Raw genomic sequence first — 21,769 nt, 5'->3', positions numbered from 1 at the left:
TATTTGGGGCTTTTATTTTGCCCTCAAAAGAGAAAAACAAAAAATCCCGAAGACAAGTTTCCTCATCTTCGGGATTGATATAACTCGCTTAAATAAAGTTAAGCTTTATTTATCTTTTTATGCATTTCTTGGACGGATATCACCTCTTCCGTAGGATCTGCACTCAATGATAATGTAGTCGCAAATCCGCCATTTAAGGTGGTGTCATAATGGACTTTATATTGCAATGCACTACGGCGAATAAGCTTTGAATCTTCAATAGCTTGACGGCCTGCGGTGGTATTAACAATATAGTCATACTCACCGTTTTTAATTCTATCCTGAATATGAGGACGCCCCTCATGCACTTTATTGACCAAACGTGGGTTTATCCCTGCTTCGCCTAACACAATCGCAGTGCCATGTGTCGCATCAAGTTCAAAACCATTTTTCAAAAGCTTAGTGGCTAAATCAACTACACGCTTTTTATCACCTTCACGAACAGAAAGCAGTGCTCTCCCTTTTTTCTTCATGGTGGAGTTGCTCCCCAGCATCGCTTTAGCAAATGCCTGTGCAAATGTTGCACCTACCCCCATCACTTCACCAGTAGAGCGCATTTCAGGCCCTAAAATCGGATCGACACCAGCAAACTTATTAAAGGGTAAAACCACTTCTTTCACCGAGTAATAAGGTGGGATCACCTCTTTTGTTACCCCTTGAGATTCAAGGCTTTGACCAATCATCACGCGAGCAGCCACTTTTGCTAACGGCACACCCGTTGCTTTAGAAACAAAAGGAACGGTACGGGCAGCTCGAGGGTTGACCTCAATAAGATAGACATCGTGCCCTTTTACTGCAAATTGCACGTTCATCAACCCTTTTACCCCTAATTCAAAGGCAAGTTCACGAACTTGTTTGCGCATCACATCTTGAATTTCTTGGCTTAATGTATAAGCAGGCAACGAACAGGCCGAATCTCCGGAGTGAACCCCCGCTTGTTCGATATGCTCCATAATGCCACCGATAACGACTTGTTCGCCGTCACAAATGGCGTCAACATCCACTTCTATCGCATCATCAAGGAAGCAATCTAGCAGTACAGGCGCATCATTAGAGACACTCACTGCCGTTTGAAAATAACGGCGTAAATCGATTTCATCGTAAACGATTTCCATTGCACGCCCACCCAGTACGTAAGAAGGACGTACCACCAGCGGATAACCAATGACTTTCGCCTTTTCTACCGCTTCTTCAAGTGCAGTCACCGTGGCATTTTCAGGTTGTTTTAACTGTAATTTATCCACGGCTTTCTGAAAACGTTCACGATCTTCTGCTTTATCTATCGCATCAGGACTTGTGCCAATGACGGGTACACCTTCTGCTTCAAGCGCTCTCGCTAATTTCAGTGGCGTTTGACCACCATATTGCACAATCACGCCTTTTGGCTTTTCAATACGGACAATTTCGAGAACATCTTCAAGTGTCACAGGTTCAAAATAGAGCCTGTCAGAGGTGTCATAATCCGTTGAAACCGTTTCAGGATTGCAGTTCACCATAATGGTTTCATAACCATCTTCACGCAGTGCAAGTGCCGCATGAACACAGCAATAATCAAATTCAATCCCTTGACCAATACGGTTAGGGCCACCCCCTAAGATCATCACTTTAGGTTTATCTTGATTTGGGTTTGCTTCACACTCCTCTTCATAAGTGGAGTACATATAAGCGGTATCTGTCGCAAACTCAGCCGCACAGGTATCAACCCGTTTATAAACAGGGTGTAGCTGATATTGTTCACGTAGTTGGCGAATAACGTGTTCTTTTACATTGAGTATTTTTGCCAAGCGTGCGTCAGCAAAGCCTTTACGTTTTAACTGGCGTAAGAAATCAGCGGTTAATCCGGCTAAACCCACTTCGGCGACTTTTTCTTCGAGACGAACTATTTCTTCAATTTGGACTAAAAACCAGCGATCAATATTGGTTAAATTAAAAATGCCATCAATGGATAATCCTGCACGGAAAGCGTCTGCGATATACCAAATTCTATCTGATCCCGCTTCTTTTAATTCGCGGCGGATCTTCGTTAATGCTTGCGGATCATCAAGACTTACTTTCGGATCAAATCCTGTCGCCCCGACTTCTAATCCGCGTAATGCTTTTTGCATCGATTCTTGTTGTGTGCGGCCAATCGCCATCACTTCCCCAACAGATTTCATTTGTGTTGTTAATCTGTCGTTAGTACCTGCAAATTTCTCAAAGTTAAAGCGAGGAATTTTAGTCACAACATAGTCAATTGAGGGTTCGAAAGAAGCGGGTGTTCTTCCACCCGTGATATCATTCATCAGTTCATCAAGGGTGTAGCCCACGGCTAATTTTGCAGCCACTTTTGCAATCGGGAATCCCGTTGCTTTTGATGCTAATGCTGATGAGCGAGAAACCCGTGGGTTCATTTCGATAACAATTAAACGCCCCGTTTTAGGGTCAACCGCAAACTGAACGTTAGATCCCCCTGTCTCAACACCAATTTCACGCAATACCGCCATCGAGGCATTACGCATAATTTGATATTCTTTGTCGGTTAGTGTTTGAGCTGGAGCAACAGTAATGGAATCGCCCGTATGAATCCCCATGGCATCAAAGTTTTCAATGGAGCAGACGATAATGCAGTTGTCATTTTTATCGCGCACTACTTCCATTTCATACTCTTTCCAACCAATGAGTGATTCATCAATTAACAGTTCATTGGTTGGTGATAAATCTAAACCTCGGGTACAAATTTCTTCAAATTCTTCACGATTATAGGCGATACCACCACCTGTTCCCCCCATCGTGAATGAAGGGCGAATAATACAAGGAAAACCAACTTGTTCTGCAACAGCAAAAGCTTCATCAAGGTTGTGCGCAATACCTGAACGAGCAGTATCTAAACCGATTTTTTTCATCGCCTTATCAAAGCGTTGTCTATCTTCTGCTTTATCAATTGCATCCGCTGTTGCGCCAATCATGGTGACACCAAACTCAGCTAAAACACCTTGGCGCTCTAGCTCTAGCGCACAGTTTAATGCTGTTTGCCCTCCCATTGTCGGTAATACCGCATCAGGGCGCTCTTTTTCAATAATTTTTCTCACAACTTGCCAGTGAATTGGCTCGATGTACGTTGCATCGGCCATTTCAGGATCGGTCATAATGGTTGCAGGATTTGAATTTACCAAAACAACACGATAGCCCTCTTCACGTAAGGCTTTACATGCTTGAGCGCCTGAATAGTCAAATTCACACGCTTGTCCGATAACAATCGGCCCAGCACCTAAAATCAGGATTGTTTTGATATCTGTTCTTTTAGCCATTTTCTTTCGCTCCTGATTTATTTTGTTGTCACTGATTGCAGGTTTTGACGATATTGCGCGATAAGCTCGATAAAGTGATCAAAAAGAGGTGCGGCATCATGCGGTCCAGGGCTAGCTTCTGGGTGACCTTGGAAACTGAATGCAGGTTTATCTGTGCGATGAATACCTTGTAAAGAACCATCAAACAGAGATTTATGTGTCACACGTAAATTGGCAGGAAGAGATGTTTCATCAACGGCAAATCCATGATTTTGCGCTGTGATCATCACAGTGTTTTTATCTAAATCTTTAACAGGGTGATTACCACCATGGTGACCAAATTTCATTTTGACGGTTTTTGCACCGCTAGCTAATGCTAATAGCTGATGCCCTAAGCAAATACCAAATACCGGAATATCAGTGGTTAAAAAGGTTTGAATAGCGTTAATGGCGTAATCACAGGGCTCTGGATCCCCGGGGCCATTGGAAAGGAAAATACCATCAGGAGAAAGCGCTAAAACATCTTGAGCTGGCGTTTGAGCTGGTACAACAGTAACTTGGCATCCTCTATCCACCAGCATACGTAGAATATTACGTTTCACACCGAAGTCATACGCCACAATATGCAATGGCAATTCAGTTGCTAATTTAGCTTCTGGTAATTCATTTTCTAACGTCCAACTTCCTTGAACCCACGAGTAAGACTGTTTAACAGTAACTGTTTTGGCTAAATCCATGCCTTTTAAGCCGGGAAAAGCTTTGGCTTTTTCGAGTGCAAGTTTGGTATCAGGATGTTCGCCTGCGATGATACAACCGTTTTGCGCACCTTTTTCTCTCAATAAACGAGTTAACTTGCGTGTATCAATATCCGCAATAGCGACGATATTATGGCGTTTAAGATAATCAGATAACGTTTCTTCAGCACGATAGTTGCTCATCACTAATGGCAAGTCGCGAATAATTAAGCCTTGAGCATGGATTGTTTCTGATTCTTCGTCTGAACGATTAATGCCGGTGTTGCCAATGTGGGGATAAGTGAGAGTAACAATTTGTTGGGAGTAAGAAGGGTCGGTTAATATTTCTTGATAACCGGTCATTGAAGTATTAAAAACGACTTCACCGATGGCGGCGCCTTCTGCGCCAATCGACTTGCCGTGGAATTCGGTCCCATCTTCTAGAACCAGTATAGCTTTTCTAATCAAAACGCCCTCCAGAGAATAATAAATCACATTTCATGCATATTAATTCAGATTTAAGACTCTAAATCAATGCCAAAAACATAAAATTGGGCAAATTTTTGGCAAATTGGGCGCATTCTAAAGATCGAACGAGCAGATGTCTAGAAAAAACACCTTTTTAATTTAAAAAATATCAATCATTAGCAAATTAGTCATCCAAGTGACAATTTACACTATCAATCTTACAAATTTAACCGTTTGCTTACCAAGTTAATTTAAAAACTGCGTTTAAATGGGAAAAACAGAGGATTTCTGACATTTAGAAAGGAAAGAGAGATAAAAAACAGGGGGAAATAGATACAAATAACATCAATTAAAAAATTATAAGTCAAAATCAACAAAAACTCATAATTAAAAAAATAATCATGAGTTTTCATAACATTAAAAATAACAATAAATTATAAATCTTCCAATGAAAGCACGTCTTTCATATTATATAAACCTGATTTTTTAGAGCTTAACCAAATAGAAGCTTTAACAGCGCCATTTGCAAAAGTCATTCGACTAGAAGCCTTATGACTTATCTCTACACGCTCACCAATATCAGCAAAAATCGCGGTATGTTCTCCCACAATATCACCTGCACGAATAGTGGCAAAACCAATGCTTTGAGGATCTCGTTCCCCAGTGTGCCCTACTCGTTCATAAACTGCACACTCTTTAAGATCACGACCTAATGCATCTGCAATAGATTCACCCATTGCTAATGCAGTGCCTGATGGTGCATCAACTTTATGACGATGGTGCGCTTCTACAATTTCAATATCACTATAAGAACCCATCACTTTAGCCGCTTTTTCAAGTAATTTAAGCACTAAATTAACACCAACACTAAAGTTAGCGGCAAACACAATTGGGATAATTTTGGCGGCATTTTCAATCGCTTTTTTACCTTCATCATCAAAGCCTGTTGTACCAATAATCATGCCTTTTTTCTGTTCTACACAAAATGCAATATGAGAAAGCGTTCCTTCAGGGCGTGTAAAATCAATTAACACATCAAATTCACCCGCTTGAGCCAGTAAATTATCCGTAATTGTGACACCAATATGCCCGATACCCGCTAATTCTCCGGCATCAGCGCCAATCAATGAAGAATTAGTACGCTCAAAAGCAGCACCTAATACGGTTCCTTCTTGTTGAGAAATTGCCTGAATTAATTGGCGTCCCATACGGCCACCTGCACCAACAACGGCAAGACGAAGTTCTTTTGCAGACATAACTAAATTTCTCCTTAACAATACTTATTATCTCTATTTATTGTTTACAGATTAGCGATGTCATCCACTTGATGCCAGCATTTAACGTTCGAGATAAGAAAAACACACAAAACCGTAGTTATTATCAGTAAAAGAGATGAACAGCATGATTATTCATTTAACTTTACTTTATACATAAAAAAAGCAGAGTTATTCACCCTGCTTTTTGAATTCACTGTCACATTTAAGTGAAGTTATTCGATAACTTTATAATCTAGACGAAGTTCTTTAGGGACTTCAAAAACAATATTTTCTTCACGCCCTGATAATTCAATCACGTCATCAGCACCAAAGCTTTTTAAGCGCTCTAATACCTGTTGCACTAAAATATCTGGCGCAGATGCACCCGCCGTAACGCCAACGATATTCGCATTAGCCACCCATGACTCATCAATATCTTCAAAGCTATCGATAAGGTAAGAAGGCTTACCTGCACGTTGTGCAAGCTCCGCTAAGCGATTAGAGTTTGATGAGTTCTTTGAGCCAACGACAAATACAACATCCGCTTTTTCAGCAAGCTCTCTTGCGGCTTCTTGGCGATTGGTTGTTGCGTAGCAAATATCGTCTTTACGAGGTCCAATAATTTTGGGGAAGCGTGCATTTAAAGCATCAATCACTTCTGATGTGTCATCAACAGAAAGTGTGGTTTGAGTCATAAAGCAAAGATTGTCTTCATCTTTCACTTCTAATTTCCACACATCCTCTGGCGACTCAACTAAATACATTCCCCCTTCAGGGTTGTTGTATTGCCCCATTGTACCTTCAACTTCAGGATGCCCCGCATGACCGATTAAAATCGCTTCTTTGCCCTTACGGCTGGCTCTTGCTACTTCCATATGGACTTTAGTCACTAATGGGCAAGTTGCATCATAAAGCATGGTTAAATTACGTGAGCGAGCCTCTTGGCGAATTGCTTGAGAAACACCATGAGCAGAAAAAATTAAAATCGCGTTATCGGGTACTTCTGAAATTTCTTCGATAAAGATAGCGCCACGTTCACGTAAGTCGTTAACGACATAGCGGTTATGAACGACCTCGTGACGAACATAAATAGGTGCACCATAGATTTCCAGAGCGCGGTCAACAATGCTGATAGCTCGGTCAACACCCGCACAAAAGCCTCGTGGGTTAGCCAGCAGTATTTGCATGTGTTGTTTCCTCCTCAGGATTGATGCTGACAACTTCAATATCAAATGTCACTTCTTCTGACGCTAACGGATGATTAAAATCAACGGTTACAGAATCTTCAGTGACATCTTTTACAATGCCCGGCATTTCACTGCCATTCATTGCTGTAAATAGCATGATAGTGCCTGCCTCAGGTACACCTGACTCGGCAAAATCAGAAGGCATAAAGTATTGGATCAAGTCAGGATTGTATTTACCAAAAAGATGTTCACCCGCAAGCGTAAAGGTTTTTTTATCTCCCGTTGATAATCCCAATAATTCAGCCTCTAAGGCCGGCGATAAACTTTCATCACCTAAACGAAAAAGAGCGGGTTTACCATGCGCTTGTGTAGATTCAGCAACAGAGCCATCTGCTAACTTTAAAGTGAAATTCAGCAACACTGCGCTGTCGTTGAGTACCTGCATAACCATACTAATACCTTCTATTAAGCGTAACCCCCGCCATAAGGCAGGGGTTATTTTAGTTAACTTCTTGTCTGATTACTTTTGCTTTTTTGTATCTTGAGGACTGACATTTTTATCAGGAAAAAAGCTCTCAATAATAATAAGCCCTGCACCGATACAAATCCCCATATCAGCAATATTAAAGGTAGGCCAATGCCAATCTCCGACATAAACATCAAGAAAATCGATGACAAACCCGTGGATCAGACGATCAGAGAGATTACCCAATGCTCCGCCAATAATTAGCGCATAAGCAACGTTACTTAGTTTGGCACTCGCTTTGTTTTTATACATCATTACCAATAAAGTAATGCAGATTGCCAATGCAATCAGTGCAAAAAACCAACGTTGCCATCCCCCTTTATCTGCTAAAAAGCTAAAGGCAGCACCATAGTTATGGGCGTAAGTGAAGTTGAAAAAAGGCATCACGGCAACAGATTCATACAGACGAAATGTCTGCATGAAATACTGTTTCGTTCCTAAATCCAACATCACTACGGCGACAGCTAGCCATAGCCAGCGTAAACCTGTAGAGCAAAGTGTTTTCTTCATTAATTAAGCAAACTTACGTTCTTCACCGTTACCGGCTACGTTAGTAACACAGCGTCCGCATAATTCAGCGTGTTCCGCTACTTGACCGATATCTGTCGCATAATGCCAGCAACGAGGACATTTTTCGCCATCTGCTTTGTTAAAGGCGATTTTTAAACCCGCCATATCAGAAGCTAATGCGGTTTCTGGTGCTTCATTAATATCTGCTACTTTCGCTTGAGAAGTTAATAAAACAAAACGCAGTTCGTTACCTAACGCATTTAACTTATCTGCTAAAGCTTTATCTGCATACAGAGTTACTGATGCTTCTAAAGAGCCACGCAGTTGTTTATCTGTACGAGCTTGCTCTAATACTTTGTTGACTTCACCACGAACGGCAAGTAATTCAGCCCAGTAGTCATCATTTAAGGTTTCTGATGTATCTAAGCCAAATAAATCGGTATACCATTCTTCCGTTAAGACATATTTTGCACGTTCACCTGGTAACTCATTCCAGATCTCGTCTGCTGTGAATGACATAACTGGTGCCATCCAACGAACTAATGCTTCACTGATATGGAATAACGCAGTTTGGCAACTACGACGAGCAACGCTATCGCTTTTCGCGGTGTATTGACGGTCTTTAATGATATCTAAATAGAAAGATCCCATTTCCACTGAGCAGAACTGCATTAGGCGCTGGATCACATTATGGAAATCATAATTTTCATAGTGTTTTAAAATATCAGCTTGTGCAGCTTGTGCACGGCCTACTGCCCAACGATCCAGTGTTACCATATCTTCTGGCTTCACTTGGTGTTTTACAGGATCAAATCCATTTAAGTTCGCTAAGAAGAAACGCGCGGTATTACGAATACGGCGATAAGTATCCGCAGAACGTTTTAAGATCTCATCAGATACGGCGATTTCACCAGTGTAATCAGTTGATGCAACCCATAAACGTAAAATATCAGCACCCAGTTTATCCATCACATCTTGTGGACTTACTGTGTTACCGATAGATTTAGACATCTTACGGCCTTGTCCATCTACGGTGAAACCGTGTGTTAAGACTTCACGGTAAGGGGCTTTACCTTTAATCGCTGTAGAAATCATAAGTGAAGACATAAACCAACCACGATGTTGGTCAGAACCTTCTAAATACATATCCGCTGAATTACCGTGGAATTCAGGACGTGCATCAACCACCGTTGAGTGTGTTGATCCTGAATCGAACCATACGTCCAGCGTATCTGGTGTTTTCATGTAATCATCAGCTTCATCACCCAGCACTTCACGGATATCTAAATCCCACCATGCTTGGATACCGCTAACTTCAACACGTTTTGCCACTTCTTCCATTAACTCTAAAGTACGTGGATGTGGCTCTTGCGTCTCTTTATGAACAAACAGAGACATTGGTGTACCCCAAGTACGTTGGCGAGAGATACACCAGTCAGGGCGATTTTCAACCATTGATTCAATACGTGCTTGACCCCAATCAGGGATCCATTTAACACCTTTGATCTCTTTAAGTGATTGTTGGCGTAACCCGTTTTTATCCATGCCGATAAACCATTGTGGCGTTGCACGGAAAATAACTGGAGTTTTGTGTCTCCAGCAACATGGATAGCTGTGTTGCATCGCTTCGTGATGTAACAGTGCGCCTTTTTCTTTCAACAGCTCAACAATGACATCATTCGCTTTAAAGACAAACACGCCATCTAATGTTGGGTAGGTATTCGGTAAATAACACCCATTTGGTCCAACTGGGTTTGCTACTTCTAAGCCGTATTTTTGACCGATAACAAAGTCATCAGGACCATGACCCGGTGCAGTATGTACCGCACCTGTACCCGCATCTAACGTAACGTGATCGCCTAAAATGGCTGGCACATCAAAGCCCATGAAAGGATGATTAAAGCGCAGTAATTCTAAATCAGCACCTTTACATTCGCCTAAAACAGCCCAGCTTGTTACGCCAATGCGCTTCATTACGCCTTCAACAAGATCAGTGGCTAAAATCACGCATTCGTCGTTAAAAGAGACCAATGCATAATTAAATTCTGCATTTAATGCGATAGCGCGGTTAGCAGGTAATGTCCAAGGCGTTGTTGTCCAGATAACCAAAGAAATAGGCTTATCTGTTGCTGCACCAAATTTTGCAGCAACTACGTTTGGATCAACTGCGGTGAAACGCACGTCAATTGAAGGTGAAGTTTTATCGTAATATTCAACTTCAGCTTCTGCCAGCGATGAACCACATGCTGTACACCAGTGAACAGGTTTAGCCCCTTTTAACAGGTGACCATTCGCGATAATACGCGCTAATGCACGAATAGTATTCGCTTCAGTTTTATAGTCCATTGTAAGATAAGGTTTTTCCCAATCTCCTAGAACACCTAAACGAATAAAATCTTTTTTCTGTGCTTCAATTTGCTCGTAAGCGTATTTACGGCATTCCTCGCGGAATTGCGCTGCAGATATTTTCTCTCCTGGTTTACCTACGATTTGTTCAACTTTTAGTTCGATAGGTAATCCGTGACAATCCCATCCTGGAATGTACGGAGAATCAAAGCCTGACAGCCCTTTGGATTTAATAATAATATCTTTGAGAATTTTGTTTACTGAGTGACCAATATGAATATTGCCGTTAGCGTATGGAGGGCCATCGTGCAAAATAAATGTTTTCTTACCACTTTTAGCCTGACGAATTGCTTGATACAAACCTTCTTTGTACCAACGTGATAACATCTCTGGCTCGCGCTTTGCTAAATCCCCGCGCATAGGGAACCCTGTTTCTGGTAAGTTCAGGGTATTTTTATAGTCACTCATTCGATTCTCAGTTCCAATTTTCCGCTAGTTTATGACTCCGACCGCTGCGATAAAAAATCCCTAGCAGTAGCCACATCATCTGCGATTTGCTGCTTCAATGCATCCAATGATGCAAATCGCTGTTCATTACGTAATTTCTTTCGTAACACAACATCAATACGACGTCCATATAAATCCATATTAACGTCGATTAAATGAACTTCTAGTTGTACGCCCTTCCCTTTTACAGTAGGACGACTTCCGATATTTGCCACACCGGGTAAAGGTGATTGATTATCTGGTAAATAAACATCAACAGCATAAACGCCTTTAACTGGTGCAACTAAGCGCTTCATAGGAATATTGGCTGTCGGAAAACCAATAGTTCTACCCAATTCATTACCATGAACAACACGCCCACAAACGCTGTAAGGGTGTCCTAATAGTGATTCAGCAAGGACTAAATCATCATTGAGTAACGCTTCTCGTACTGCAGTGCTACTGATACGCAATCCTTTATCGCAATAACTTTCGGTATTAGCGACTTTAAATCCATATCTTGCACCGGCTTGTTGTAAAAAGTGAAAATCACCTTCACGGTTTTTGCCAAAGCGAAAATCATCGCCAATAGCAAGAAACTTCACCCCTAACTTATTCACCAATAGTGATGAAACAAATTCTTCTGGGGTTTGCGCTGCAAATTGTTTATCAAATTTGACACACAAAAGATAATCAATACCACATTCAGCTAAATACTTAATCTTGTCTCGTAAACGAGTAAGACGTGCTGGTGCCTTTTCTGGTAAAAAGAACTCAAGTGGCTGAGGTTCAAATGTCATCACAACCGTAGGTAATCCTCGCTGTGATGCCTCTTGCTTCAAGTGTTTCAATAATGCCTGATGGCCTCTATGGACACCATCAAAATTCCCAATTGTCAGAACGCAACCGTGGTGTAGCGCTCTAATATTTTGTATACCGCGAATTAGCTCCATAACTGGCTCAATACCGTGGAAATTATTGGATTATACCTTGTCAAAGGCTTGAGAGTAACCCAATATATCAATGTTTATTGATGAGTAATATCTCGACGAGTCGATTCACTGTTATTCTTAAATTTGATTGCTCACATCAAACAAAAAATGGACTATCACTCACTTCTTGGTTATAAAATCGCATAAAATCAAGCGTAGATCCTATTAGAATCTATTATTTATTACTCATATACACGATTTTGATGATTTTTTCACTCAAAAGACTGTATTCTACCCGTCTTAACTGATAAAATCTTGCGCCATCACAACGAAACAAGTGTCGCGTACAACGACGCTAATTTTGTATAAATCCATTGACAAACTTAGGTTGAAAAGGCATATTCCTTCACCTTTGTATTTGTCCTCGCTAGAATATATTTGGGAGTTGGAACTTGGCTAATATCAAATCAGCTAAGAAACGTGCGGTTCAGTCTGAAAAGCGTCGTCAGCACAACGCAAGCCGTCGTTCTATGATGCGTACTTACATCAAAAAAGTATACGCAGCAGTTGCTTCAGGTGATAAAGAAGCAGCACAAAAAGCATTTAATGACATGCAACCAATTGTTGACCGTCAGGCAACTAAAGGCTTAATTCACAAGAATAAAGCTGCACGTCATAAAGCTAATCTGCAAGCACAAATCAAAGCAATGTAATATTGCTTTCTTGTGTTATAAAAAACCGGCTTATGCCGGTTTTTTATTTTCTACTTTTTAACCGCAACCCATTTATGGATTTACAACGCTCTTTTTATCTCCATTAAAGAGTTCTGAAAAATCTGTATTACAAACACGTTGAACCGCTGGATGTTGGATCATTCGCTCTGCAAAAATCGCGTAGTACTCTTCTTTTACCGTATCAAGCATCCCAATCTCTTCGATATTACTGTGAGCAAAAGTTTCATCGGTATACAGTGAAGGCGCTACAAAGATAGCATTATAATTTAAGCCGAATGCTTTCATTAATGCCGCATCATCAAACTCACCCAATATTTCCACTTGAAGGTTTTTATTACGTATCCATGTTAATAAATGGCGGCCTAACATATATCGGCGACCCGGAATGAGGAGCTTTCGCTCTTCTAAACATTCAGGAAACGGTTTTTCAGGGAGAGGATGACTGCAAAAAAAGCTCATATTACATTCGCCAAGTTTTACAGAGAACAGACCTTCTTGTTGTGATGAATCCACTGGGCAATCTGATAGGATCATATCCAGCTTATGTTGACTTAATTGCTCTAGTAATAGTTCATGCGTAGATTCAAAACAACGTAGATGGATTTGCTCATTATCAATTACTGCCGTTTCTAATACGCGACTGACTAATTGTTTTGATAATGCATCCGCAACACCAACATCAAACAGTAAATTCGATTCACGACTGTAGTTGACGATATCCAGCATTTCTTGGCTGAGCATAAACATTTTATCGGCATAACGAAAAATGAGTTGTCCCAATTCTGAAGGGACTAATCCTCTTCCTTGACGTTTAAATAACTTGCCACCCAATCTTTCTTCTAATGCTTTAATTTGCCCTGTAATTGTCTGAGGTGTCAGATACAGCGCTTGCGCTGCACCCACAACAGAGCCTTCTTTACACACATGCCAAAAATAATAAAGATGGTTAAAATTGAGATGTGACACCCGCATAGTTATCTTCCTTTCAACTTCTGTGCTTCAAACACAGACTATGTAATAACGCATTAGTTTGCGATTGGCTTTCCTTGCATCCAATCCTCATAAAAACACCTACGGCACAATACACTGTATTGCACCGTAGGTTTAAATATATAGCTCGGTATTTATTGTGTTGAGAAACTCAAATCCGTAATAAATTTCCCTATATTGACTTCGTTTTTAACTTCGGCAAAACAGAACGAAGCAACAAATATCCCGCAACTGCGGCTACTGTTGAACCGACTAAAATACCAAGCTTAGCGTAGGTATTATAAGCCTCATCTGCGCCATCAAATGCTAATCCTGCGATAAAGATAGACATAGTAAAACCGATACCACATAGCACAGATACTGCAAATATTTGTTTAAGATTAATCGCATCTGGTAATTTTGCAATGCCTAGTTTTACCGAAATCCAGCTAAAGAGGAAAATTCCAATCGGCTTACCTAAAAATAGACCTAACGCGATACCTAACGGTAAGGCAGATAACATGCCATCAAGCGTTACGCCATTTAAAGAAACCCCGGCGTTACTAAATGCGAACAGCGGTAAAATAAAATAGGCAACCCAAGGGTGTAGCACATGCTCTAATTCTTCAGAAGGAGAATCACCCTCTTTATTTCTTAATGGGATAAGGAATCCAACAATCACACCTGCAATCGTTGCATGAATACCTGATTTTAAAATACACACCCACAAAATAAACCCAAGAATTAAATAAGCCGCCGTATTACCTACTTTACGCCAGTTCATTATGCCCAAGGCAATCACTATCAAACCCGCCAAAGCGAGAGGCATTAGTGCAATACTCTTTGAATAAAAGAGCGCAATAATGACGATAACACCTAAGTCATCAATGATGGCTAATGCTAATAAGAAGACTTTTAACTCAACAGGAACACGCTTACCAAGTAATGCCATAACACCCAGTGCAAAAGCAATGTCTGTTGCGGCTGGAATTGCCCAACCTTGTTGCCCAACGGCGTCCGCATGATTAAACATCAAATAAACCAATGCAGGTGCTAACATACCACCGACTGCGGCTATCGCAGGGAAAATGGCTCTATCGCGCTGAGCTAAAGAGCCTTCTTTTAATTCACGTTTAACTTCTAATCCTACCACTAAGAAAAAGATCGCCATTAAGGCATCATTTACCCAAAGTAATAATGGCTTATCAAGTTCGAACACGCCGAATTTGATCATGATAGGAATAGATAAAAACTCATTATACAAAGCACTTAGAGGTGTATTCGCCATAATCAATGCGATAATAGCAGCAATAATCAGAAGAATACCGCCTGATGCCTCTAATCTCAAAAACTGTCTAATAATTGCCGTCATAATATTAACCTCAAAATAACTAATCTTGTTAATAATATGCTAATCATGGATTCGCAAAAAACAGATTATTTATGGATAATAACTCGAGTTATTCGAATTGAAAAGGAAATATCAAGAAAAACAAGATGAATAGTATCAATTCATCAACATGATCTTTCAATAATAAAATAAACAACAATAATTAAGAGATGTTAAAATAACCTATTGAATATTAATATCATTTTTTAACATTAAGCAAAAACAAGCATCTCTTTTGATAAATCATACCAATTGATAAAATAGATCAAAAATATCAATCTTTAATTATCAAAAATTTATTATTCTTATCTTTTTTATTTACAATATTTCAAAATGATAAGAGAAAAGAAAATGTTATCCATTTCACTATTTAACCATTGTGTTATTGTCTTATAGATAGTAAATACTCACATTACACTAAGGTTTCTATCAATATGTCGATTACTGTTTTTATTGCCGTTTTATTTGCTGCTATCTTTCATGCATGTTGGAATGCATTGGTTAAAGTAGGCAGTGATCGATTTTTAGGGATCTCGTTATTGACTTTTTTTTCTGGTGCTGTAACACTCCCCGCTCTGTTTTGGGTTGGTCTACCTGATGTTGGTGCATGGAAGTGGCTTGCCCTTTCCGTTCTATTTCATGTTGGTTACACACTCTCTTTAAGTCGTTGTTATACCTTGGCTGATTTTAATCAGGTCTACCCTATCTCTCGTGGTAGTGCGCCATTGATGACTGCTTTTCTTGGTTTTTTTCTCTTCCATGAAACACTTCCAATAGCTGGCTTACTCGGCATTTTATTTATCATTTTGGGTATTATCCTTATCTCACGCAGTAGGAAAATAGCCGAGTTTAATTTACGTAAAGATGCACTCTTTTTTGCGCTGCTTACCGCATTATTTACCGCAAGTTATACCCTATCTGATGGTAATGGCTCTCGTGTAGGTGAAACGCCGTTTGCTTATATTTTATGGCTCTTCTTTTTAAATGGTATCGCGATGTATTTACTTGCTTGGCTTCGTTATCGCCAACATTTAACAACCAAGATAAAAGATTATTGGAAACCCGCATTTTTAGGTGGGATCATGCAGTTGGTAAGCTATGGCATTGTGATATGGGCGATGAGTCATGCTTCAATCGTACTTGTGGCTGCTTTAAGAGAAACCAGTGTGTTATTTGCCATGATCTTATCTGTCTATCTATTAAAAGAGCAATTTAACCGTAAACAGCTATTAGCGTGTTTTGTAATTTTAGCGGGTATTATTGCTATCAAGATGGGGTAATCTCGATAAACTGAAATAAAAACAATAACGAATAAAAAGAGAAGAAGCCTGATGATTATCACTAAATAGCATATCATCAGGCTTCTTTTTTAATTAAATTTAAGTAGAAATTACTTTGTTAAATCATCAAAGAATTTTTTCACACCATCTAAGAAGCTTTTAGAACGAGGAGTATTTTTCTCACCACTCTTGCCACCAAATGATTCACCCAGTTGTTGCATTAACTCTTTTTGTTTCTCATTGAGTTTAACTGGTGTTTCAACCACAACGCGGCACATTAAGTCACCAATACTGCTGCTACGTACTGATTTAACACCTTTGCCTTTCATGCGGAACATTTTACCAGTTTGTGTTTCGGCTGGAATTTTAAGTTTCACACGACCATCAAGTGTTGGAACTTCAATCTCTCCACCTAAAGCCGCAATAGCGAAGTTAATAGGGACTTCACAGTAAAGGTTATTGCCATCACGTTCAAAAATATGATGCTGACGAACATGAACCTGTACGTATAAATCGCCTGCTGGTGCGCCGTTTTCACCGGCTTCACCTTCACCACTTAAGCGAATACGGTCGCCTGTATCAACACCGGCTGGAATTTTAACAGACAACGTTTTAGAGCGTTCAACACGACCATCACCATGACATTTAGAGCAAGGCTCTTTAATCACTTTACCGCGACCATGACAAGTTGGACATGCTTGCTGTACAGTGAAGAAACCTTGACGTAAATGAACCTGACCAGCGCCATGACAAGTAGAACAGGTTTCTGCTGATGTACCTTCTTTAGCACCGCTACCATGGCATTTGTCACATGTTTCTAATGTAGGTATACGAATTTCTTTCGCAACACCACGAACAGCTTCTTCAAGCGTTAGATCCATGTTGTATTGTAAGTCAGAACCACGCGCTGCGCGTTGTTGACGGCGACCACCACCAAAAATATCGCCAAATACATCACCAAAGATATCACCAAAGTCAGCACCACCGCCGAAGCCGCCGCCACCTTGACCACCAAATCCACCCTGTTCAAACGCAGCATGACCATACTGATCATAAGCCGCACGTTTTTGAGCATCACTTAAGATTTCATAGGCTTCTTTGATTTCTTTGAATTTTGCTTCTGACTCTTTATCACCTTGATTTCGGTCTGGGTGATATTTCATTGCTAAACGCTTATATGCGCGTTTAATTTCTTTTTCGTCGGCAGTTTTACTTAAACCGAGTACTTCGTAAAAATCTCTTTTCGCCATTCTAGATTACCCTTGACATAAGCACACGGGCGTTGAGTTTCCTCGACGCCCGTGTTCGGTATCAGTAACTATTCACAGGTGAGTTACCGTGGCCCGTTAAGGGCATTATTTCTTGTCTTTGCCGTCGACTTCTTCAAATTCTGCATCGACAACGTCGTCATCTTTCTTCGCACTTGCATCAGCACCCGCAGCGTTACCAGCCGCACCTGCTTGAGCTTGTTGTTGTGCGATTTCCAGCAGTTTTTCAGAAGCTTCAACTAATGCTTTAATTTTTGCTTCAATAGCGTCTTTATCTTCGCCTTTAGAAGCAATTTCTAACTCGCTTACCGCTTTTTCGATAGCTTCTTTATCGTTCGCTGGTAATTTATCACCCGCTTCTTCAATTTGTTTACGTGTGCCGTGAACTAATTGGTCAGCTTGGTTACGAGTTTGTACTAATTCTTCAAACTTACGGTCAGCTTCTGCGTTTGCTTCTGCATCACGAACCATTTTTTGGATTTCATCTTCATTTAAACCAGAAGAAGCTTTGATTGTGATGTTTTGCTCACGACCACTGTTTTTATCTTTTGCTGATACATGCAAGATACCATCAGCATCGATGTCAAAAGTCACTTCGATTTGTGGCATACCGCGTGGTGCAGCTTGAATACCATCTAAGTTAAACTGACCCAGTGATTTGTTATCACTTGCACGTTTACGTTCACCTTGTAATACGTGAATAGTTACAGCAGATTGGTTATCTTCTGCGGTAGAGAACACTTGGCTATGTTTAGTTGGAATTGTGGTATTTTTCGCAATCAGGGAAGTCATTACACCACCCATTGTTTCGATACCTAAAGACAGTGGTGTTACGTCAAGTAACAGAACGTCTTTAACATCACCCGCTAACACACCACCTTGAACAGCTGCACCCATTGCAACAGCTTCATCTGGGTTAACGTCTTTACGTGGCTCTTTACCGAAGAAATCAGCAACGGTTTTTTGAACCATTGGCATACGAGTTTGACCACCAACCAGAATAACGTCGTTAACTTCGCTAACTTTCAGGCCTGCATCTTCTAATGCAACACGTACTGGTTCCATTGAACGTTTAACTAAATCTTCAACTAAAGATTCCAGTTTTGCACGAGTGACTTTGATATTTAAGTGTTTAGGACCAGTTGCATCTGCTGTCACGTATGGCAAGTTAACATCTGTTTGTTGTGCAGAAGATAATTCGATTTTCGCTTTTTCTGCTGCTTCTTTCAGACGTTGCATTGCTAATGGATCGTTACGTAGATCAATGCCTTGTTCTTTCTTAAATTCATCAACTAAATAGTTAATTAAACGGCTATCGAAGTCTTCACCACCTAAGTGAGTATCACCATTGGTTGACAGAACTTCATAGGTTTTTTCGCCATCAACTTCATCAATTTCGATGATAGAGATATCGAATGTACCACCACCTAAGTCGTAAACTGCGATAGTACGGTTACCCACTTCACGATCTAAGCCGTAAGCCAGAGCAGCCGCTGTTGGTTCGTTAATAATACGTTTAACTTCAAGACCTGCGATACGACCCGCATCTTTAGTTGCTTGACGTTGAGCATCGTTAAAGTAAGCAGGAACAGTAATAACCGCTTCAGTAACTGCTTCACCTAAATAGTCTTCTGCTGTTTTCTTCATTTTTTTCAGGACTTCAGCAGAAACTTGTGGTGGAGCCATTTTTTCGTTACGAGCTTCAATCCAAGCATCACCGTTATCAGCTTTTACAATTTTGTAAGGCATGATAGCAACGTCACGTTGAACTTCGGCATCATCAAAACGACGACCAATTAAACGTTTGATGGCAAACAAAGTATTTTGTGGGTTAGTCACAGCCTGACGTTTTGCAGGTTGACCAACTAAGATTTCACCATCTTGTGCATAAGCAACGATTGAAGGAGTAGTACGATCGCCTTCTGCGTTTTCAATAACCCGGGCAGTTTTGCCATCCATTACAGCAACACAAGAGTTAGTTGTACCCAGGTCAATACCAATAATTTTACCCATTTAAACGCCTCCAAAGAGAATTCTTTATCAATTTGATTACCAATCTATATGAGGATGAATATTCATTTTTCAAGTCAAAAATTAATAGACTAAACAACATCATCTCCAAGCGGATATAAAATCAACGCAACTCAATAGTGGTAATTGCAGTTGAAAAAGAAGATGGGGTCATAAATACATTCATCAAGGGGAATAATGAAAAAAAATACAAAAAATGCGAAAATTTTGTGTCTGAGAATAAAATGAGAATTAAAATTTGTTATTTTTCATAATGTTACATCATTCACAAATAACATCATGACTTATCTAAAGTGTATTTTTAAGACCATGCTTAGAATAAGAGCATAATTATTTGAAAAATAATGCTTTTTAACTTTTATAATAAAAATATCAAATAAATATAGGGTTACTTTTGCGTTATCCAAACTTAGTCAAAGCTTTTCCTAGCCAGAAGTTTGGTGACAAAAATAACCTCTTACATTATTTATGCTGAAGTGGAACGGCGGGCTGATTTAGGTCTAAATGCAGCAACAATAGCTTCATTAGTTTCGACATAAGGGCCATCAAGCAGTTGAATGCAGTACGGTACACTAGCGAAAATACCGCTAACAATCACATTACCGTCGTTATCTTTTAATCCTTCCAACGTTTCTGCAATAGCCTTAGGTTGCCCTGGTAAATTTAGAATTAACGCTTGATTACGAATAACACCGACTTGGCGAGACAAAATAGCTGTGGGTACAAACTTCAAACTAATTTGACGCATCTGCTCACCAAAACCTGGCATTTCTCTGTCTGCAATAGCCAACGTAGCATCAGGAGTAACGTCACGACGAGCGGGACCCGTTCCCCCTGTTGTTAACACTAAATGACAGCCGACTTCATCAACTAGCTCACACAGTGTTTGCTCAATCATGAGTTGTTCGTCAGGAATTAAACGTGATTCGATATGAAAAGGCGTTGTTAATGCAGCTTTTAGCCAAGCTTCTAAAGCGGGTAAGCCTTTATCTTCATAAACCCCACTTGATGCGCGATCAGAAACAGAAACTAACCCTATGCGTAATTCGTTCATATCAAACCTCAATTAATCAATCACCGTCTAACTTGCGCGCAGATATTACCATGAGAACACAAGAGAATTAAAAAGAATCTCAATATATTACTGATATTTAATATTTGATTATTGAGAATAGATAATAAAGAAATGATAACAATCTATTTTTATTTGGCTTTAGCTAAAAATAAAAAAGGGAGCATAAGCTCCCCCTCTTTAATCTTGAATAAAATTAATTAATATTACTCATCAATATATTTAGTAATATAAGAAGCTGCTAATTTTTTCGCTTCAGCTAATTGTGCTGCATTTAATGCACGAGCAGTACGTTTTAGCATTGCTTCATCACCATCACCATTTTCAACAGCAACAGAGAACCATGCATAAGCTTCTTTCAGATCGCGTTTAACGCCTTTACCGTAATAATAGTTTAAAGCTAAGTTATTTTGTGCCAAACCATTACCTTGTATAGCTGATTTTCTATACCATTCAACGGCTTTACGTGCATCTTTAGCAACACCGTCGCCTTCATCGTACATTACGCCTAAGTTATTTTGCGCATCACGATTACCTTGGTTTGCTGCTTTGGTATACCAGAAAACCGCTTTAGTGCCGTTACGCTCTACACCTTCACCATCATCATAAGAGACAGCAAGGTTATATTGTGCGTCTGCATGACCTTGCTCTGCTGCTTTTGTATACCAAACAACCGCTGCTTCATGGTCTTGCGCTACACCGATACCTTCATCATAAGAGATCCCAAGGTTGTATTGAGCATCACTATCACCTTGCTCACCAGCTTTAGTATACCAATACACTGCTTTCTCATGATCTTGCGCTACGCCATCACCATCATCATAAGAAACAGCAAGATTGTATTGGGCTAAAGAGACACCTTGAACAGCCGATTTGTTATACCAATAAACCGCTTTTTCTGCATCACGGTCAATATCATCACTCATGTCATACATAAGTGCTAAATTTAACTGTGCTTCAGCATGGCCTTGTTCTGCCGCTTTGGTATACCACTCCAGTGCTTTTTGTGAGTCTTGCTCAACACCTTCACCATTCTCATATTTCACACCCAATTGATATTGAGATGCTGCATTTCCACTTTCAGCACTTTTTTCAATTGCAGGTAAAGAGAAAGCCGTTTTACTTTCTGCCATTGCAGCGCCACTAAAAAATAACGATGCAAGTACCGTTGCCAAGACAATCTTTTTCATAATTCACCAATAATAAATAGAGTATTTTAATAATATATTTTTATAATTATTACTGGATAAATAATATATTCCAATCAATTTAATC

The 21,769-nt window shown here is 40.0% G+C and carries 16 protein-coding genes; 2 read left to right on the top strand and 14 right to left on the bottom strand.

All coding sequences use genetic code 11. The features are described from left to right. Nucleotides 1-98 precede the first annotated feature (98 nt). From carB to ribF, 8 genes are all read right to left on the bottom strand, one after another. On the bottom strand, nucleotides 99-3,326 hold the full coding sequence (gene carB / locus CBE70_RS09645; protein ID WP_100159182.1) for a carbamoyl-phosphate synthase large subunit: 3,228 nt from the start codon (nucleotides 3,324-3,326) through the stop codon (nucleotides 99-101). Between the two features lie 17 nt (nucleotides 3,327-3,343). Next, nucleotides 3,344-4,507 (bottom strand): glutamine-hydrolyzing carbamoyl-phosphate synthase small subunit, encoded by a 1,164-nt coding sequence (carA, locus tag CBE70_RS09640; RefSeq protein ID WP_100159181.1) that lies wholly within the window; start codon nucleotides 4,505-4,507, stop codon nucleotides 3,344-3,346. 434 nt (nucleotides 4,508-4,941) lie between these two features. Further along, the gene (gene dapB / locus CBE70_RS09635) at nucleotides 4,942-5,763 is read right to left on the bottom strand and encodes a 4-hydroxy-tetrahydrodipicolinate reductase (protein ID WP_100159180.1); all 822 of its coding nucleotides are present in this window, start codon (nucleotides 5,761-5,763) and stop codon (nucleotides 4,942-4,944) included. Between the two features lie 233 nt (nucleotides 5,764-5,996). Further along, nucleotides 5,997-6,950 (bottom strand): 4-hydroxy-3-methylbut-2-enyl diphosphate reductase, encoded by a 954-nt coding sequence (ispH, locus tag CBE70_RS09630; RefSeq protein ID WP_100159179.1) that lies wholly within the window; start codon nucleotides 6,948-6,950, stop codon nucleotides 5,997-5,999. Further along, entirely contained in the window at nucleotides 6,931-7,401 is a 471-nt protein-coding gene (gene fkpB / locus CBE70_RS09625; RefSeq protein ID WP_100159178.1) for an FKBP-type peptidyl-prolyl cis-trans isomerase, read from the bottom strand. The genes ispH and fkpB overlap by 20 nt, the downstream gene beginning before the upstream one ends. A gap of 69 nt (nucleotides 7,402-7,470) precedes the next feature. After that, on the bottom strand, nucleotides 7,471-7,986 hold the full coding sequence (gene lspA / locus CBE70_RS09620; RefSeq protein WP_100159177.1) for a signal peptidase II: 516 nt from the start codon (nucleotides 7,984-7,986) through the stop codon (nucleotides 7,471-7,473). A gap of 3 nt (nucleotides 7,987-7,989) precedes the next feature. Further along, nucleotides 7,990-10,800, bottom strand: coding sequence for an isoleucine--tRNA ligase (ileS, locus tag CBE70_RS09615; RefSeq protein WP_100159176.1), 2,811 nt, complete (start codon nucleotides 10,798-10,800; stop codon nucleotides 7,990-7,992). Between the two features lie 29 nt (nucleotides 10,801-10,829). Then, on the bottom strand, nucleotides 10,830-11,771 hold the full coding sequence (gene ribF / locus CBE70_RS09610; RefSeq protein WP_100159175.1) for a bifunctional riboflavin kinase/FAD synthetase: 942 nt from the start codon (nucleotides 11,769-11,771) through the stop codon (nucleotides 10,830-10,832). A 431-nt stretch (nucleotides 11,772-12,202) separates the two neighbouring features. On the opposite strand from ribF, the gene rpsT reads away from it, so the two are divergent. Continuing rightward, on the top strand, nucleotides 12,203-12,463 hold the full coding sequence (gene rpsT, locus CBE70_RS09605) for a 30S ribosomal protein S20 (RefSeq protein ID WP_004248964.1): 261 nt from the start codon (nucleotides 12,203-12,205) through the stop codon (nucleotides 12,461-12,463). A 72-nt stretch (nucleotides 12,464-12,535) separates the two neighbouring features. Here the strand turns inward: rpsT and nhaR are convergent, their stop codons facing one another. Next, nucleotides 12,536-13,456: a transcriptional activator NhaR gene (gene nhaR, locus CBE70_RS09600; RefSeq protein ID WP_088493757.1), complete on the bottom strand. Its 921-nt coding sequence runs from the start codon at nucleotides 13,454-13,456 to the stop codon at nucleotides 12,536-12,538. Between the two features lie 190 nt (nucleotides 13,457-13,646). After that, a complete protein-coding gene (nhaA, locus tag CBE70_RS09595; protein ID WP_100159174.1) occupies nucleotides 13,647-14,825 on the bottom strand; it encodes a Na+/H+ antiporter NhaA in 1,179 nt (392 codons plus the stop codon). Nucleotides 14,826-15,277: 452 nt separating this feature from the next. Here nhaA and CBE70_RS09590 point away from each other — a divergent pair, with 452 nt between their 5' ends. Further along, nucleotides 15,278-16,123: a DMT family transporter gene (locus tag CBE70_RS09590; protein WP_100159173.1), complete on the top strand. Its 846-nt coding sequence runs from the start codon at nucleotides 15,278-15,280 to the stop codon at nucleotides 16,121-16,123. 110 nt (nucleotides 16,124-16,233) lie between these two features. Here the strand turns inward: CBE70_RS09590 and dnaJ are convergent, their stop codons facing one another. The 4 genes from dnaJ to CBE70_RS09570 all read right to left on the bottom strand — a co-directional run bounded on the left by dnaJ (nucleotide 16,234) and on the right by CBE70_RS09570 (nucleotide 21,684). Continuing rightward, nucleotides 16,234-17,373: a molecular chaperone DnaJ gene (gene dnaJ / locus CBE70_RS09585; protein WP_023580941.1), complete on the bottom strand. Its 1,140-nt coding sequence runs from the start codon at nucleotides 17,371-17,373 to the stop codon at nucleotides 16,234-16,236. Between the two features lie 105 nt (nucleotides 17,374-17,478). Then, nucleotides 17,479-19,404 (bottom strand): molecular chaperone DnaK, encoded by a 1,926-nt coding sequence (gene dnaK / locus CBE70_RS09580; RefSeq protein ID WP_100159172.1) that lies wholly within the window; start codon nucleotides 19,402-19,404, stop codon nucleotides 17,479-17,481. Between the two features lie 484 nt (nucleotides 19,405-19,888). Beyond that, on the bottom strand, nucleotides 19,889-20,476 hold the full coding sequence (gene mog, locus CBE70_RS09575) for a molybdopterin adenylyltransferase (protein WP_088493762.1): 588 nt from the start codon (nucleotides 20,474-20,476) through the stop codon (nucleotides 19,889-19,891). A gap of 224 nt (nucleotides 20,477-20,700) precedes the next feature. Next, complete coding sequence (locus CBE70_RS09570) at nucleotides 20,701-21,684, bottom strand: tetratricopeptide repeat protein (protein WP_100159171.1); 984 nt, start codon at nucleotides 21,682-21,684, stop codon at nucleotides 20,701-20,703. Between the last annotated feature and the right edge of the window lie 85 nt (nucleotides 21,685-21,769).

This window comes from Proteus columbae, from assembly GCF_002777965.1.
Lineage (GTDB): Bacteria > Pseudomonadota > Gammaproteobacteria > Enterobacterales > Enterobacteriaceae > Proteus > Proteus columbae.
Note: the sequence above shows the minus strand (reverse complement) of the source record. Positions and strands in the feature narration are given on the sequence as shown.